We start from the raw sequence: 14,948 nt of genomic DNA, 5'->3' as shown, positions 1-14,948 counted from the left end.
AGTCAACCGGCGACTATGCAAAGTCGACCTCAACAAATTGTTGTTGCGTTGTTGTATTGCGACATGGCATTCAGCCAGTCATTGCGCGTCGAATGGCAGCTTCATTCACTGCCGACTGCGCTTCATTGCATTGACCTGGTCGGTCAATCACACCGACGCATTGCGCGCCAAGTGTTTACTTCTAATTAAGAAGTAGGAAATGTCTAAATATACCGACTCAGTTTCTTCATGCAATGATCGGGACGCCATGACCGACGAGTGGCGCAGCGGATGGCGACACCGCCGGCACTTCAGCAAGCGCCACCGTTTCGGGTGCGGCCGCCGGCATCGGCACCGGCGCCGCGAACTTGTAGGCCTGGGCGATCTTGAGCTCGCGCTTGAAGGCCGCCACCTCCTGGCCGGCGCACTTCAGGCTGATGCTGCCGCTCGGGTTGCCCAGCTTCAGTGCGCTGATGTGGCCGTCGTTCAGTTCGATCTGCACCGATTCGAAACTCATCTTCAGCGCCAGCGCCAGCTTGACGTCGCACCAGTCGACGCCGGTCACGTTGAGCACCAGCCTCGGCTCCATCTTGGCTTCGATCTCGTGCTTGAGCAGCGCCACCGTCTGCGCCTTCGGCGGCGGGCCGCGGCTGGCGTCGATCGCCTTGCGCACCTCGCGCACCTGCGCCCAGGCCTTGGCCATCAAGGCGAATGGGTCGGGAGAAAAGGCTTTCTCGATTTCCTCTTCGAGGTCTGCCGTCGCCCAGTCGGCCACCGTCCTGCCGAGGATCGAGGCGCCCTTGGCATCGACGTTGCCCACGCTCAGGGCCGCCAGGCGGCGCACTTCCTTCACGCCCTCGCCGGTGTCGACCAGCGCAAGCAGCTGGTGCAGGGGCTGGTCGCTCTTCAGTTCGACGACGCTCATGTCGGTTCTCCCGCCAGTGGTTGCAAGCCTCGCAGGCACACGAGCGGCTCGCCGCCCGCCACGCGCCAGCCCATGGCCGACTCGCGATCCCGCCCGCCGCGGCCATCGGCGCCGCCCAGGTGCAGGCTGAGCGCCGGCGCGATGTCGGGCGCGAGCCGCCAATACAGCGTCGGTGCGGGTGGGGTCGGCGGCACCGGGATCGGCCGCCACCGGATCCAGCGCCGGCCGCCCCAGCCCAGCCCGCCGATGCCCGACACCAGCATCGCCAGCAGCGCCGGCGTGGACCACCATGGCGGCCGGGCCAGCACTTCGATCAGGGTGTCCTGGTCGACCGGCCTGTCGAAGCCCGGCTGCGACGTGACCACCGGCTGCCCCAGTGTCACCGGCAGCAGGCTGTCGACCTTGCACCGGAACGCGATGCCCTGGTCGCGCGCCTTCTGCATGGCGCTGTCGCAGGTCTGGCCGACGACGGCCGGCACCACGACCAGCCGCATGGTGGCGAGCGCCACTTCGCTGTTCTCGCGCACGAAGGTGCCCGCTGCCGGCGTCTGGGAGCGCACCTCGCGATCCGGGTCGCGGTCCGGGTCGCGGTCCTCCCGGTCGGGCCTGGGCAGCAGGCCGCCCTGCGTCAGCGTCGCCATGGCCGCGGGCAGCCTTTTCAGCAGCACGTCCGGCACCACGACCTCGACATGGGTGGCCAGCGCGACGGCGCTGTCCGCGGCGACGCGCTGGCCCGCCGGCGGCTGCTGGTCGTCGACCTTGCGCGCGGCGGGGCGGTCGGAATGGTCGGGCTTGTCCGCGAGCCCCGCGGTCTGGAGCCGGGCCTTCGCATCCGACAGCCACAGGCCGACCACCGAGGGCACCTTCTCGAAGCGCTGCGTCGCCAGTTCCACCGCGCTGTGCGGCGGCGCTTCGCTGCCCGCCGCCGGGCGCTGCGTGCGCACGTCGCGATCGCCGTCGCTGCCGTCGGGGCGGCCCTGCAGCGTGGCGCCGTCGAGCGCGGCCAGCGCGTTGCCGAGCCCGAGGCCGACGACGTTCGGCACCTGTACCGCCTTGGCGACCGCCACCTGCACCGGCTGCGGCGAAGCGAGCACGGCGCCGGCCCTGGGCACCTGCTCGAAGACCCGGTGCAGGGGCTGCGAGGCGCCCGCGAATCGCACCTCGCAGCCGAAGGCATCGAAGCCATGGGCACGCGCACGGGTGCGCGCCGCTTCGCAGTCGAGGCCGTTGAACGGCGGCACGACCAAGGCCAGCGTCAGGCTCACGCTGCTGCCCGGCAGGGCCGGTGCGCCGGCCTGCGGCGACTGGCTCGCCACCTGCCGGCCGGTGCTCGCGGGCGGGCCGGACATCGACGCCTTCAGGTTGCGCTGGCCCACGGCGGCCGCGGCCTGGGCCTCGGGCATGCCGACGACGTCCGGCACCAGCACCTGCACCGGTTGCTGCCGCGCCTGCACGGGCCGCTGCTCGTTCAACACGGTGCCGGGCCCCGGCGACTGGCTGTAGATGCGGCCGGAAGGCAGCGTGCCGGGGCCGGCGACCACCTCGCACTGGAACTGCGCCAGGCCCGCGTTCAGGACCGCCTGGCGCGCGTCGACGCAGGCCTGGCCGGCCAGGTCCGGCACCCGATAGCGCGGCAGCAGCCGGATGCGCACCGGCGTCTGCGGCGGCACCTGGGTGCCCGCACGCGGCGCCTGCGCTTCGACCCAGTGCCATCGGTCCACGGTGCCTCCCTCGGGCCGCGGCGGGAATCCGGCCTGCCCGAGTCGCTGGACGGCAGCCAGGGCCGGCATGGCGGTCACGTCGGGCACCGTCACCGTCACCCGCGCCGGCGGGTCCGGCGTGCGCGGGGTCGGTCGTTCGGGGGTCGGCTGCCGCGGCGGGCTGGCAGGATCGGAAGCCCTTGCGCGCTCGGCGGCCGCGGCGGCGGCAGCAGCGGCAGCGGCCGCCGCCAGGGCCTTGTTGAACCGGTCCCGGTCCGAAGGGCGCTGCGGCGGCGCCTGGCCGGCAGGCGGGGCCGGATCCGGCGTCGCCGGCGTCGGTGCCCGCGTGGCGGCCTGCGCCGGGACTTGCGGCTTCGTGTCGGTTGGCGTCGGCGCCGGCACCCGCTTCTGCAGCAGCCTCGATCGATCGATGGTCTGCACCGGCGCGTCCTGCGCCCACGAAGCGCCCATCCCCAACGCGAACCACACCAGGGCCTGGGCCAAGGCGTTGGCGGGCGATCGGCCCGACGGGCGTTCGCACATGGAGCACCTCCTCGACCGCACGCACGGTGTGCGTGCAGGAGGATGGTCCCAGCCCGCGCGATGGCTGTCCATTGGCCATTCGGCGCATCGGGCTCCGCCGGACGGCCATCATCACGACGGGGGGGGCTGCGCGACGGCCGCTGCGCCGTTGCCGCATCGCGGCACGATCTCCTCGACCCGTACCCAAGCGTGCATTAGTTCCTTGGGCCGCCCCCAGAGAGTAGGCACAATGACCTACATGTCACGTCCATCTGCCGACTCCCAAACCCAGAGCTTCAGCAGCTTCGCGTCCTTGAACCGGGCCGACCAGACGCATGCCCCCAGGGCGCCGTCGCGTTCGAAGGAACGGGTGATCGGGTTCCTGCTCGCCGGCCTGGTCGCGGTGCTGGCGATCTGCCTGATCATCGGGACCCGCTAGCGGCCGCGCGATCCCAGGGCGGCGTGCCCTTGAAGGCGTCGGCCAGGAAATCGATCATCACGCGCACCTTGGCGCTCAGGTGGCGCCGGCTCGGGTACACCGCGAGGATGTCGATGTCCGCCATGCGGTAGCCGGGCAAGAGTGGCACCAGCCGCCCCGCGCGCAGGTCGTCGCCGACCAGGAAGCTCGGCTGCCAGATCACGCCCACGCCCGCCAGCGCGGCGGCGCGCGCCGTGTCGCCGTTGTTGGCGCGCATGACCGACGGCACCTTCACCACATGCTCCAGCCCGTGGGCATCGAACAGGTGCCAGTCGTCCCCGGTGGCCGAGAAGGTGTAGCCGATGCAGGCGTGGTCGGCCAGGTCGGCCGGCGACTTCGGCCGGCCGTGTTGGCGCAGGTAGCCCGGCGCGGCGCAGACGATGTTGCGCGACACGGCCAGCTTGCGTGCGATGTGCGCGGTCGAGCCGGCGCGCGAGATCCGGATGCCGAGGTCGAAGCCCTCTTCCACCAGGTCGACCACGCGGTCGATCAGCGACACCTCGAGCTCCACCTCGGGGTACTTCTTCAGGAACCTGGGCCACAGCGGCGCCAGGTGCAAGATGCCGAAGCTCACCGGCGCATTGACCCGCAGCCGCCCGCGCGGCTGCAGCGTGTTCGAGGCACTGAGCGCCTCGGCCTCGGCCACCTCGTCGAGGATGCTGCGCGCCCGCTCGTAGAGCGCCTGCCCGCTGTCGGTGAGCGAGAGCTTGCGCGAGTGGCGATTGAGCAGCCGCGTGCCGAGGTGGGTTTCGAGCTCGGCGACGTAGCGCGTCACGTTGGCGGGCGAGGTGTCGAGCGCCTCCGCCGCGCGCGCGAAACCCTGCCTGGCGACCACCGCGACGAACACCTCGAAGGCGCGCAGACGGTCCATCGGCGTCTCCTTGATTCATAAAAACTGAATGAATTGTGCTTGCCGAGGCTATTTATCTCAAGGAAGATGAACCCTACAGTTCATCTCACGGCACGACACCGTGCCGCATCAACCACTCGAAACTGAAGGAAGCATCATGAACAGACTCAATGGCAAGCGCGCACTGGTCACCGGCGGCACCAGCGGCATCGGCCTCGAAACAGCGCGCCAGTTCATCGCCGAAGGCGCCCGCGTGGCGGTCACGGGCAGCAACCCCGAGACCATCGAGCGGGCCCGCGCCGAACTCGGCAAGGAAGCGCTGATCCTGCGCGTCGATGCCGGCAGCGTGGCGGACCAGCAGCACCTCGCCCAGGCGCTGAAGGAATCCTTCGGCCAGATCGATGCGGTCTTCATCAACGCGGGCGTGGCCGATTTCCGGCCGCTCGAACAATGGGACGAGGCCGGCTTCGACCGCTCGATCGCGGTCAACCTCAAGGGCCCGCTCTTCCTGGTGCAGGCGCTGCTGCCGATCCTGGCCAACCCCGCATCGATCGTGCTGAACACCTCGATCAACGCCCGCGTGGGCATGCCCAACTCCAGCGTCTACGCGGCCACCAAGGGCGGCCTGATCACGCTGGCACGCACGCTGTCGGGCGAGCTGATCGGCCGCGGCATCCGCGTCAACGCGGTCAGCCCGGGCCCGATCTCGACGCCGCTCTACGGCAAGCTGGGCCTGCCCGCGGCCGACCTCGACAAGATGGCCGGCGCCATCCTCGGCCAGATCCCGGCCGGCCGCTTCGGCGAGCCTTCGGAGATCGCCAAGGCGGTGGTCTTCCTGGCCTCGGACGAGTCGAAGTTCACCGTCGGCAGCGAGCTGGTGATCGATGGCGGGATGAGCAACCTCTGAGACGGGACGCGGGCGGTGGCCGGCTAGACGCCATAGGCGCGGCAGAGATCGAAGAAGGCTTCGAGTTCGGTGGACTTGTCGAAGACGCCATCCGCGCCGAGGTCTCGACACCTTCTCCGGATCTCTTGCGTGGGATAGTTCGTCAGCACCAGCATGTGCTGGTGCGGCGACCGGTCCCGCGCGGCCCGCAGGACGCTCATCCCGGAGCCTTCCTTGAGGAAAAGGTCCACCACGGCCAGGTCCCATTCCTGCCTGTGCCGTTCCAGTGCGTCGACCGCCTGCGAGGCCGTCTCGGCGACCGCGATCACCTGCGCGTCGGCCATCTCCGCCAACGTCGGAATGAGGTTTTCGCGAATCGTCTCGCTGTCCTCGATGAGGATGGTTCTGAGCGGCATCGTGGAACGCCAGAGGCGCTGGGTTGGGAATTGCCACGGGGGCCTGCTAGCGTCAGTGATTAACGCAGAGACCGCACCCACCCGCTTGTAGGTCGACAGCTTGTACGCGCGATGGATGGCTTCGGCTCAGTGGCGAGGCGCAGCCTGTGTCGGTGGAGTCCGGTCGGAACCTCCGGCGGAACCGTCGCCCCCCTGGGCGACCTGCTCCAGGGATTCGTTGACTGCGTCAAGCAGTTCCGCCGATCGGGTCAACCGCTTCTCCAGCTCGCCGGCTTGCTCCACCGCGCGGTCGACCACCTCGGCGCGGCTGTCCTGGGACAGTTCTTCCTTGAGGACCGTATGCACGACCAGGAGATCATCGGCAACCTTCTTGACCTCCTCGGTGGCGTTCTTGTTCTTGTCCAGCGCTTCTTCGATGGTCGAGGCGGATGCCGGTTCAGCCTGGTCGGTCTTGCCCATGTTCACTCCTCGATGTGGCCGGTGACGGCCGCGGCCGTGCCCCAGCGGAGTCCGAATGTACGGCAGAAGCCGGCCCAGGCGGCGGCTGGGGTGATTCCGGCGACCGGTCGCGCGCGTCGAGAAAGCAGAAATCTCGCACGCACGTCGCGGACCCCACTGCACGCAGCCACCCCTAGTCTGTGCGCCCCGGGCTCCAGACGCGCAGCCCGAACCACGAACCGGAGAGTGCCATGCCAGTGACCGAGGACCTTTTCTCGATGATCGTCGAGCCGCTGCGCCTGGAGGGCGCTTTCGTCAGCGCATGGCGAGCCGGGGGCGAATGGTCCTTCTCGGGGCCGCGCGAGTCCTGTGCGCTGATCCACTACGTCGAAGAGGGAACGATGGCGATCGACATCGGGCAGCCGGACGCCATCCCACTGCACCAAGGCGACCTGGCCATCTTCCCGCATGGCGGCGCCCATCGGATCGGCAGCACCGCATCGGCGGTTTCCGTGCCGCTCGAGCAGGTTCTTCCGAGTCGGAGCCAAGGAAGATTCGCCAGGGTGGACATGCCAGGCGCCGATGGTTCTGCGTCGTTCCTGTGCGCCGGCCTGCATGCCGGCAGCCATTCGTCGACACCCCTGTACAAGGTGCTGCCGGAAATCGTCGTCATCCGCAGGCATCAGATCGAGCGCGAGCCGCTCCTTCAAGGCACGATCCACGGACTGCTGCGTGAAGTGGCGGACTTTCAGGAGGGGCGCAGCTTCGCCCTGCTGCGCGGGCTGGAGCTGATCTATGTGCTGGGCCTCCGGATGGCGCTCGATGTCGAATCGGCAACGACGCCCATGCGCCGCGCCCTGCGGGATCCTCGTATCGCGAACGCGCTGCTGTACATGCACGCGAAATACAAGGAACGCCCGACAGTCGCACGCATCGCGTCGTCCGCCGGCATGTCGAGGTCGGCCTTCAGCCTCGCGTTCCGCCAGGCGACCGGCTGCGCACCGGGTCGGTATCTCTCGAAGGTGCGCGTGGCGAACGCGCAGGCGCTCATGAGGACGACCCGACTCAGCCGGGAGGAGATCGCGCACCGGGTCGGCTATGAAAGCGCGGTGGGGCTGTACCTCGCGCTTCGTTCGACCCGGTCGTTGCAAGGCCTTGCGCTGGACGATTCCTATCAAGTTCAAGACGCCGGTTAGTTGAGGAATTGGGGGGTGGTCTCTAGCCTCGGCTGCAGTTTCTTTCTGGAGTCCACCGTGTCCCCCACAACCCCCACCACAGAGCCGTTCAAAGGCTTGATGTTTCTCCTGGCCACCACGCAACTTCTGTTGATCGTGGACGCCTCGATCGTCAACGTGATCGTGCCGACCATCGCGGGAGAACTGCGCTTCTCCGAGACCGGCCAGTCCTGGATCGCGAACGCCTATCTGACCGTCTTCGGCGGCGCCCTGCTGGTGTCCGGCAGGATGGCGGACCTCCTGGGCCGCACGCGGGTCTTCCAGGCCGGCCTGGTGGTGCTCGTTGTCGGCTCCGCCGTGTCGGCGCTGGCCCGGTCGCCCGAGGTGCTGATCGCGGGGCGTGCGATCCAGGGGCTTGGATCCGCGTTCTCCGCGGCGGCCAGCCTGGCCTTGATCCTCGCCGCCTTCGAGGGCGAGCAGCGCTACAAGGCGCTGGGGTTGATGGCAGCGATGGGCGGCCTCGGAGGCGCGTTGGGCACCTTCCTGGGAGGCGCACTGACCGCGTGGATTGGCTGGCGGTCGACCTTCTGGATCAGCGTGCTGATTCCGGCGTCGCTCCTGCTCTACTCATTCTCGGTGTTCGCCAGGTTTGACAAGGGCGTGCATCAGGGACGAGCAGACGGACTTGGCGGACTTCTTTTGATTGGAGGCCAGACGTTGCTCGCGTGGGGCATCGTGCAGTTCGGCGAAACCTCCAGCGATGCCCGTGCGCTTTGGGTCGCGGTGATCGCCGGGCTGGCGTTGCTGGGTGGATTCCTGCTGCGGCAGCAAGCCATTGCCCACAGCTTGATTCCGCCTGCGACCTGGCGCAATAGCGGCCTGATGGAGGCGCTGCTGTACGCCGGCATCGGGCAGATCGTGATCTTTCCGATGTTCTTCATCGGCAACCTCTACCTGCAGGCCATCCTGCACTTCAGTCCGCTCGCGTCGGGTTCGGCCTTTCTTCCGCTGTGCGCCATCGTGATCCTGACGGCGACGAACGCCGGACGTTGGCTGCGCTATGGCGCTCGCGAATCCCTGACGGCGGGATTCGCGCTCGTGACCGTCGGCATGGCGTGGCTATCCCTCGCCGGGATGAACAGCGTGTACTGGGTCGACATCCTCGGGCCGACATTGCTGGTAGGCGTCGGCCTTCCGGTCATCGCCATCACGACGAACATACTGGGCGCGCAGAACGCCAGGATCGGCGAAGAGGGGCTGACCTCGGGGCTGCTGAACACCTTCCAGCAGTTCGGTGCGGTGATCGGCCTGGCCGCCATGATCTCGACGGCGAACTTCTATGCCGCCCATCTGGCGGGCACCGGACAGATCCCGACCGCCGCCGAACTGATGAACGGCTACAAGATGGCGTTCCTGCTGGGTGGGGTCGTCGCGGCCGTTGCGACGGTGGGCCTGCTGATCAGCTTGATACTGCGACGCGGCGGGACGGGACGCGAGCCGACGACCATGTCCCGTAGAGATTGATTGTCCGCGGGCTCGATGCAGCGCTCCTGCCACTCAGCACACCTTGACCTCTCCGTCTCCGTACTCGCAAGCCGTAGGGTCGAACCACTTGTAGCCCCTGTAGTACAGCTGAACGGTATCGTCGTGGCCGTCATCGAACGTGTAGGTGGCCGTGCCGCCCGACGTCAGACCCCAGGAAACCTTGCCGAAGTCGCTGAATACCATGGTGCCTGAGGCATAGCAGGACGCGTATCGCTCATGCGCGCCGAACCTGCCAGGGACCGGATACGCTTTGCTGAAAAAATCCTTGATCTGGCTCGCGGTCGGTTTGAACTTTTTGCAAGCCTCTGTCAGTCCGGCCTCTCCAGGATACGAATTCAGGCCAGTTTCGAGGATCACGACCTTCCGGATGGTCCGAGCGTCCGCTTGGCAAGCAAAGAAAAGTACGGCTACTGCCACGATCAATCTGCCTATTGCCATTTGGCCGTCTTCGCCTCAGTCACGTTGTTCCGCGCAATATCAGGGTGCCTGTAGGTTTCTTGCGCGGCCGGTTCAGCAGTCCAAGACGTCGCCCAACCCATAGGTGCATGCGGTGGGGTCGAGCCACTTGTAGCCCCTGTAGTACAGGAACACATGCTCGCCTTCATCCCACGAGATTGAGCCCGTGCCGCCTGACGAAACGACCCATTCGACCTTCCCGAAGTCACTGAACTCCAGGGTGCCCGTTGCATAGCAGGGTGCATAGCGCTCATGTAGGCTGAAGCGATGCGGGACGATATACGCCTTGGTGAAAAAATCTTTGACTTGGCGCGCGGTCGGCCTGAACTTTTTGCAAGCCTCGGACAGGCCGTACTCATCGGGATTCTTGTTAAGGCCTGTCTCCAGGACAACTACCTTCTGGATCGTCCGAGCACTCGCCTGACAGGCGAAGGCGAGTGCGACTACCGCGATGATCAGTCTTACTACCATGTGGCCGTCCGTGCCTCGGATTCGTTCTTCCGCCCAATCGAAGGGTGTCGATAAACTTCTTGCATCGATACATTGAACGTTTCGACCAACTCCCTGATCAGCCATTGCAGGGAAGAAGTCTGCTGCGCCGTGACCGGCAAAAACACTTCCTTGCCTTCCTTGCCTTGCGCCTCGCCAACGAGTTCAATCCCGATGGCATCGGCATTCGAAGGGTATCTTTCGGGCCACTTCTTCCGCTCCTCGTTCGAGTGAACTGCCCTTGCCTTGGCATTGTTGCCCTTGATCCTCTCCAGGGCCATCGACCTTTTCAACTCAGTTGGCGTACATTTTTGCGTGATCACGCACCTGGACTGCAAAAACCCGACGTGGTTGGTGACTCTGAAGAGAGAGGCCGTTTGGTAGATTTGTCCATCCTTTTCAATCAGAAAATGAGCGCCATTGGGAGCGCCACCGTTGCGATCCATTTTTGAGTACGAATTGAAGGAGCTCATCGCCGTGGACCCACCCGTCTGGTGAACCACGATGCCATTCACCGCGCCCAACGTTCCACGCTCGATGAGCGGGAAGATCTTGACCTTGATCCGTTCGGCGTCAACGATTCCGACGCGATCGATATAGAGACTCATGCCGCCCCCTTATGTTTCGGTGTTCTTCTGGATGTCGAAGCTCATCGACACCGTGCCGCCGGAGCCACCCTGCTGGTTCTGGATGGTGTACTCCTGCTTCACTCGTGCGAATGCGAGGCTGACCGTCTCTCTTGCCTGCCGCATGGTGGACTTGAGGCTGGGGGCAACCTGAGTCACGATCACATCGCTCATCGTGATCTTCAGAAATTCAAGCGGCTTCTCGCCTGCCTTTCTCACGACGAGCGTGGCCGTGTCGACGTGTTTTCCGGTCAGGCAGTACTGCATCAGGTTGGGGCTCGAACGGTCCACGTAGTGATCGAAGGAGAGGTCATGCACGGTGGCCTTGCCCGCCCCGCCTCCACTGCCGGAGTGCATGCTGGACGCCTGAGTGACCTCCCACTCCCAATCCAGTACCTCAATTTCGCTCTTGTGGGTGGCGTCTTGCGACTCACCGTTGATCCCGGTCAACTTCAGAAAAATGTCTTGGGCCAATGCAGCCTCCTCCAGAATGAATCAGGCAGTTCCAGGGCCCGTGACAACGCGGCGCCTTGAGGATTAGCGCCTATCGCAAACGCAAGAGCCATGGGAAACGTCTGCGCCATCTGGAACTGCTTCTGAAAGTGCCTTGCGTGGCTGCGGCCACCGCGCACCACCTCGACGTGCGAGTACGGCGACTCATGCACGACGGAGGGCCACGACGACAGGTCCACATGAGGCCGCGTTTCTGCCAAGATCCATCAATCCCCGCAAACCCGCGCCAGCCCCCGATCGAGCCCGATCCGATAGAGCGGCGCCAGCCGATGGCGTTCGCCATGTTCCCCAGCCGCCCTGGCCAGCTGCAGCTTGCAAGCAGGATCGGCTCGAAGCGTCTGCGTCGCCACCAGCTCTTCGATGAACTGCGTCCGCAGCCGATCCAGCGCGGGGCGGAGCTCGGTCTTCAGGTCCGCGCGGCGATCCGCCGGCACGCTGCCGCTGCGCCGCCAGTCGGCCATGAGGACGAACTGAACCAGCTTGCTCGCTTCGATCTGGTCTGCGAAGAAGGCCGAGGCCAGCTCGCCCGGAAGGCCCTTGTCGCGCGCTTCCGAGGTCGCCGCATCGATGACCTGCTTCTCGCGCGGATCGTTCGGTGGATCGGCCACCGACAGCTTCGAATCCCATTTCGTCAGCGCGACCTGACGGGAGATATCCAGGCGCTTCGCGCTCAACTCGACCAGCCTCGAAAAGTCCTGCGCCTGGACGGTCGCTGCGCAAACAGCACCCACTGACGCCAGGCCGCCCATTGCGCCAATAAGGACGCCCGCGAAGAGTCGACGCGGCCTCGAAAGATCGACCTTCAATTTCATGGTTCCGAATGCCATCACCTATGCCTCCCGCTTGTTCTCGATGAACGTTCAGCCCTGCCGATCAACACGTCAATCCGACCGCTAGACAATCTGCCGAAGAAAATTCCTGACCCGAGCGCTCGACCCCTTGCCGAAGAACGCGTCCGGCGTCGCGTTCTCCGCGATGCGGCCGTCTTCCATGAACACGACCTTGTCCGCGACCGCACGGGCGAAGCCCATCTCGTGCGTGATGCACACCATGGTCATGCCGTCGCGCGCGAGCGCGATCATCGTTTCGAGCACTTCCTTGACCATCTCCGGATCAAGCGCCGATGTCGCCTCGTCGAACAACATGACCGATGGGTCCAGGCACAACGCCCGCGCGATGGCCACCCGTTGCTGCTGGCCGCCGGAGAGCTGCGCCGGATAGGCCTCGGCCTTGTCAGCCAACCTCACGCGCTCCAGGTGCGCGAGCGCGACCGCCTTCGCATCGGCCTTCGGGCGGCGGCGCACCCAGGTCTGCGCGAGCGTGCAGTTCTCCAACACGGTCAGGTGCGGGAACAGATTGAACTGCTGGAACACCATGCCGACGTTGGCTCGCACGAGGTCGACATGAGCAGCCTCGGGGGAGATTCGGATGCCGTTGACAAGCACCTCGCCGGCCTGATACGGCTCCAGTCCGTTGATGCATCGGGCGAGCGTCGACTTGCCCGAACCGGATGGTCCGCAGATCACGATCCGCTGTGACGCCTGCACATCGAGGTCGATGTCCTTCAGCACCTGGTGGGCGCCGAAGTGCTTCGAGAGCCCACGTACGGCCACGACCGCGGATGCGGCAGCCGTGGTGCTGTCTTCCCAGGCCAAGGGGCTGGCCATCATCTTCATGCTGAGACCTCCGCAACTAGTACGCGTATCTGAAATTGGTTTCGACCTTGCGAAACACAAACATGAGGCCGTAGTTAATGGCCAGGTAGACCAGGCCGGCACTGATGAACACTTCGTAGGGTGCATAGGTCTCGGCGCTGATCAGGCGCGCAGTGCCTGTCAGGTCAAGCAACGTGACCGTGCTGGCGAGCGAAGTCGCCTTGCACGTCAGGATGATCTCGTTGCCGAACGCCGGCAGCGCCGTGCGCGTCGCGATCGGCATCTCGACCGTCAGGAAGGATTGGTGCTTCGCGAGCCCGAGGGAAAACGCGGCTTCCTTCGCTCCGCGAGGCACCGCCGCCAGCGCCGCTGCCAGGGTCTTGCCGGTGTAGGACGCCGAATTCAGGCCCAAGGCAATGACGACGCACCAGAACGGATCGCGCAGCACCACCCACAGCCACGAATCCTGGATCGCCTGGAACTGGCTGGCGCCGTAGTAGAGAAGGAAGACCTGCACGAGCGCCGGCGTTCCGCGAAAGAACGCGATGTAGCCGCCGGCGACCCGGCGCAGCCAGCCGCGCGCCGAGTTCCTCGCCAGCGCGACAGGCAAAGCCAGCACGGTTCCCAGCGCGACCACCAGCGCCGTGAGGCCGAGGGTCAGCAAGGCGCCGTCGGCCAGCCTTGGCAGGGATGACGAGACGATTCCGAAGTCGAACATGATTCAAACGCCGAGATGTCGCGCGGACCGGCGCTCCGCCGCCTCGAGCAACAGGGTTGCAATGCCCGTCAGGGCGAGGTAGATGCAGGCCGCCGCCAGGTACATGGTGAACGGCTGGCGTGTCGCCCCGGAGGCCTCGGCGGCCTTGCGCATGAGCTCCTCGCAGCCGACGATCGAGACGATGGAGGTCTGCTTGATCAGCACGATCGACTGGTTGCCGAACGGCGCCAGCGCGGTCCGGGCTGCCTGCGGAATCACCACGGTGCAGAGCGCCTGGATCGGGGACAAGCCGAGCGTTCGCGCCGCCTCTCGCTGCCCCCGCGGAACCGCGAGCAAGGCCCCACGCGCGATCTCGGCAGCGTACGCGCCGAAGGAGACGGCCAGCGCGAACACCCCGGCGGCGAATGCATTGATCTCGACGTGTTCGCCGGTGACGAGCGCCAGCGTCAGCGAGCCACCGAAGTAGACCGCGAACACCACCAGCAAGTCCGGCACCCCGCGGATGATCGCCGCGTACAGGTAGCCCAGGCTCCGCAACACGCGATGGCGCCGCAGTTGCAGCCAGCAGCCGACCAGGCCGAAGGCGCTGCCCACCACCAGCGCAGCCGCGGCGAGCTCGACCGTGGAGAGCGTTCCCAGCAGAAGTTGACCGCCGAATCCCTGCAGCATGGCTACATCAACTTGAACGGGAAGTACTTCGCCGTGATGCGGTCGTAGGTGCCGTCCGCACGAATGGCAGCCAATGCGGCGTTGACGTTGTCGACCATGGCGGTGTCGCCTTTGCGCACGGCGATGCCGTTGCCGTCGCCGAGCAAACCGCCCTTGAGGTCGGGACCGACGAAGTCGAAGTTCGCGGCCTCGGGCCCCTTCAGGAAGCCCACGTAGTAGGTCACCATGTTGCCCAGGATGTAGTCGACGCGCCCGGCGACCAGATCGAGTTCCGCCGCCTGCGGCGTGTCGTAGAACTTGAGGACGGAATCCTTGTAGTTCTGCGTCAGGTAGCCCGCCTGGATCGAGCCCCGCTGCACGCCGATGGTCTTGCCCTTGAGGGCCGCCGGCGAGATGTCGGCGGACGTGCCCTTCTTCGCCACGAAGCGCGAGATGGTCTCCTTGTACTTGTCGGAGAAGTCGACCCGCTGCCGGCGCTGCTCGGTGATCGCCATGCTGGCCACGATGATGTCGAACTTCCGGGCGACCAGGCCGGGGATGATGCCGTCCCAGTCCTGCGCAACGATCTCGCACCTGGCCTTCATCTTCTCGCAGAGCGCATGGGCGATGTCGACGTCCCATCCCTGCAGCTTGCCGTCGGCGTCCTTGAAGCTCCAGGGCGGATAGGTGCCCTCGGTCGCGATGCGGTAGTTGGGTTGCTGGGCCTGTGCAAAGCCTGTCGTCGCCGCGGCTGCGACGAGGATGCAGAGCAGCTGGCGGCCGAGCTGCGGGAGTGTCTTCGAATGGGTCATGGAGGCCTTTGCGGTGTATGTCCAGGGCCTATATGGTTCGGGCGTTTTGCATCGGAGGCGACACTTTCCCGCCGTAGTGCATTTGCCCGAAAGTGAATGCATCGCAGGCGATGCATG

The 14,948-nt window shown here is 66.0% G+C and carries 18 protein-coding genes; 4 read left to right on the top strand and 14 right to left on the bottom strand.

Going from position 1 to position 14,948, the window contains the following annotated elements:
• Window positions 1-226: 226 nt before the first annotated feature.
• Window positions 227-904 carry a hypothetical protein gene (locus tag QTI33_RS12190; RefSeq protein ID WP_286506217.1) on the bottom strand — a complete coding sequence of 226 codons (678 nt, stop codon included), beginning with the start codon at window positions 902-904 and terminating at the stop codon, window positions 227-229.
• Entirely contained in the window at window positions 901-3,147 is a 2,247-nt protein-coding gene (locus QTI33_RS12185) for a PASTA domain-containing protein (protein WP_286506215.1), read from the bottom strand. The genes QTI33_RS12190 and QTI33_RS12185 overlap by 4 nt, the downstream gene beginning before the upstream one ends.
• Window positions 3,148-3,385: 238 nt before the next feature.
• Between QTI33_RS12185 and QTI33_RS12180 the strand changes: the two genes are divergently transcribed.
• Window positions 3,386-3,565 (top strand): hypothetical protein, encoded by a 180-nt coding sequence (locus QTI33_RS12180; protein WP_286506213.1) that lies wholly within the window; start codon window positions 3,386-3,388, stop codon window positions 3,563-3,565.
• On the opposite strand, the gene QTI33_RS12175 is transcribed toward QTI33_RS12180, so the two are convergent.
• Window positions 3,549-4,475 (bottom strand): LysR family transcriptional regulator, encoded by a 927-nt coding sequence (locus QTI33_RS12175; RefSeq protein WP_286506211.1) that lies wholly within the window; start codon window positions 4,473-4,475, stop codon window positions 3,549-3,551. The genes QTI33_RS12180 and QTI33_RS12175 overlap by 17 nt on opposite strands.
• A 136-nt stretch (window positions 4,476-4,611) precedes the next feature.
• Between QTI33_RS12175 and QTI33_RS12170 the strand changes: the two genes are divergently transcribed.
• Window positions 4,612-5,361, top strand: coding sequence for an SDR family oxidoreductase (locus QTI33_RS12170; protein WP_286506210.1), 750 nt, complete (start codon window positions 4,612-4,614; stop codon window positions 5,359-5,361).
• 23 nt (window positions 5,362-5,384) lie between these two features.
• Here QTI33_RS12170 and QTI33_RS12165 read toward each other — a convergent pair whose 3' ends face one another.
• Window positions 5,385-5,756: a response regulator gene (locus tag QTI33_RS12165; RefSeq protein ID WP_286506209.1), complete on the bottom strand. Its 372-nt coding sequence runs from the start codon at window positions 5,754-5,756 to the stop codon at window positions 5,385-5,387.
• A gap of 126 nt (window positions 5,757-5,882) precedes the next feature.
• The gene (locus QTI33_RS12160; protein ID WP_286506207.1) at window positions 5,883-6,215 is read right to left on the bottom strand and encodes a hypothetical protein; all 333 of its coding nucleotides are present in this window, start codon (window positions 6,213-6,215) and stop codon (window positions 5,883-5,885) included.
• A 230-nt stretch (window positions 6,216-6,445) separates the two neighbouring features.
• On the opposite strand from QTI33_RS12160, the gene QTI33_RS12155 reads away from it, so the two are divergent.
• Complete coding sequence (locus QTI33_RS12155; protein ID WP_286506206.1) at window positions 6,446-7,390, top strand: AraC family transcriptional regulator; 945 nt, start codon at window positions 6,446-6,448, stop codon at window positions 7,388-7,390.
• Between the two features lie 57 nt (window positions 7,391-7,447).
• Window positions 7,448-8,893, top strand: a complete 1,446-nt coding sequence (locus tag QTI33_RS12150; protein ID WP_286506205.1) for an MFS transporter — start codon at window positions 7,448-7,450, stop codon at window positions 8,891-8,893.
• A 33-nt stretch (window positions 8,894-8,926) separates the two neighbouring features.
• Here the strand turns inward: QTI33_RS12150 and QTI33_RS12145 are convergent, their stop codons facing one another.
• From QTI33_RS12145 to QTI33_RS12105, 9 genes are all read right to left on the bottom strand, one after another.
• Window positions 8,927-9,271 carry a hypothetical protein gene (locus QTI33_RS12145; protein WP_286506204.1) on the bottom strand — a complete coding sequence of 115 codons (345 nt, stop codon included), beginning with the start codon at window positions 9,269-9,271 and terminating at the stop codon, window positions 8,927-8,929.
• A 153-nt stretch (window positions 9,272-9,424) separates the two neighbouring features.
• Entirely contained in the window at window positions 9,425-9,841 is a 417-nt protein-coding gene (locus tag QTI33_RS12140; protein ID WP_286506202.1) for a hypothetical protein, read from the bottom strand.
• The gene (locus QTI33_RS12135; RefSeq protein ID WP_286506201.1) at window positions 9,835-10,467 is read right to left on the bottom strand and encodes a peptidoglycan recognition protein family protein; all 633 of its coding nucleotides are present in this window, start codon (window positions 10,465-10,467) and stop codon (window positions 9,835-9,837) included. Before QTI33_RS12135 ends, QTI33_RS12140 begins: the two co-directional genes overlap by 7 nt.
• 9 nt (window positions 10,468-10,476) lie before the next feature.
• Entirely contained in the window at window positions 10,477-10,959 is a 483-nt protein-coding gene (locus QTI33_RS12130; protein WP_286506199.1) for an Hcp family type VI secretion system effector, read from the bottom strand.
• A gap of 245 nt (window positions 10,960-11,204) precedes the next feature.
• Window positions 11,205-11,810 (bottom strand): chorismate mutase, encoded by a 606-nt coding sequence (locus QTI33_RS12125; RefSeq protein ID WP_286506198.1) that lies wholly within the window; start codon window positions 11,808-11,810, stop codon window positions 11,205-11,207.
• A gap of 81 nt (window positions 11,811-11,891) precedes the next feature.
• Window positions 11,892-12,674 (bottom strand): amino acid ABC transporter ATP-binding protein, encoded by a 783-nt coding sequence (locus tag QTI33_RS12120; protein ID WP_353506334.1) that lies wholly within the window; start codon window positions 12,672-12,674, stop codon window positions 11,892-11,894.
• A 16-nt stretch (window positions 12,675-12,690) separates the two neighbouring features.
• The gene (locus QTI33_RS12115) at window positions 12,691-13,371 is read right to left on the bottom strand and encodes an ABC transporter permease (protein WP_286506197.1); all 681 of its coding nucleotides are present in this window, start codon (window positions 13,369-13,371) and stop codon (window positions 12,691-12,693) included.
• Between the two features lie 3 nt (window positions 13,372-13,374).
• Complete coding sequence (locus tag QTI33_RS12110; RefSeq protein ID WP_286506196.1) at window positions 13,375-14,040, bottom strand: ABC transporter permease; 666 nt, start codon at window positions 14,038-14,040, stop codon at window positions 13,375-13,377.
• A gap of 2 nt (window positions 14,041-14,042) precedes the next feature.
• Entirely contained in the window at window positions 14,043-14,831 is a 789-nt protein-coding gene (locus QTI33_RS12105; RefSeq protein WP_286506195.1) for an ABC transporter substrate-binding protein, read from the bottom strand.
• Between the last annotated feature and the right edge of the window lie 117 nt (window positions 14,832-14,948).

Source organism: Variovorax davisae (assembly GCF_030316845.1).
GTDB classification, from domain to species: Bacteria; Pseudomonadota; Gammaproteobacteria; order Burkholderiales; family Burkholderiaceae_C; genus Variovorax; species Variovorax davisae.
Note: the sequence above shows the minus strand (reverse complement) of the source record. Positions and strands in the feature narration are given on the sequence as shown.

Coding starts and splice junctions, on each gene's coding strand:
- QTI33_RS12135 (WP_286506201.1), bottom strand. CDS start 10,467: ATGAGTCTCTATATCGATCGCGTCGGAATCGTTGACGCCGAACGGATC.
- QTI33_RS12170 (WP_286506210.1), top strand. CDS start 4,612: ATGAACAGACTCAATGGCAAGCGCGCACTGGTCACCGGCGGCACCAGC.
- QTI33_RS12160 (WP_286506207.1), bottom strand. CDS start 6,215: ATGGGCAAGACCGACCAGGCTGAACCGGCATCCGCCTCGACCATCGAA.
- QTI33_RS12120 (WP_353506334.1), bottom strand. CDS start 12,674: ATGAAGATGATGGCCAGCCCCTTGGCCTGGGAAGACAGCACCACGGCT.
- QTI33_RS12165 (WP_286506209.1), bottom strand. CDS start 5,756: ATGCCGCTCAGAACCATCCTCATCGAGGACAGCGAGACGATTCGCGAA.
- QTI33_RS12175 (WP_286506211.1), bottom strand. CDS start 4,475: ATGGACCGTCTGCGCGCCTTCGAGGTGTTCGTCGCGGTGGTCGCCAGG.
- QTI33_RS12140 (WP_286506202.1), bottom strand. CDS start 9,841: ATGGTAGTAAGACTGATCATCGCGGTAGTCGCACTCGCCTTCGCCTGT.
- QTI33_RS12110 (WP_286506196.1), bottom strand. CDS start 14,040: ATGCTGCAGGGATTCGGCGGTCAACTTCTGCTGGGAACGCTCTCCACG.
- QTI33_RS12190 (WP_286506217.1), bottom strand. CDS start 904: ATGAGCGTCGTCGAACTGAAGAGCGACCAGCCCCTGCACCAGCTGCTT.
- QTI33_RS12125 (WP_286506198.1), bottom strand. CDS start 11,810: ATGAAATTGAAGGTCGATCTTTCGAGGCCGCGTCGACTCTTCGCGGGC.
- QTI33_RS12115 (WP_286506197.1), bottom strand. CDS start 13,371: ATGTTCGACTTCGGAATCGTCTCGTCATCCCTGCCAAGGCTGGCCGAC.
- QTI33_RS12185 (WP_286506215.1), bottom strand. CDS start 3,147: ATGTGCGAACGCCCGTCGGGCCGATCGCCCGCCAACGCCTTGGCCCAG.
- QTI33_RS12180 (WP_286506213.1), top strand. CDS start 3,386: ATGTCACGTCCATCTGCCGACTCCCAAACCCAGAGCTTCAGCAGCTTC.
- QTI33_RS12155 (WP_286506206.1), top strand. CDS start 6,446: ATGCCAGTGACCGAGGACCTTTTCTCGATGATCGTCGAGCCGCTGCGC.
- QTI33_RS12105 (WP_286506195.1), bottom strand. CDS start 14,831: ATGACCCATTCGAAGACACTCCCGCAGCTCGGCCGCCAGCTGCTCTGC.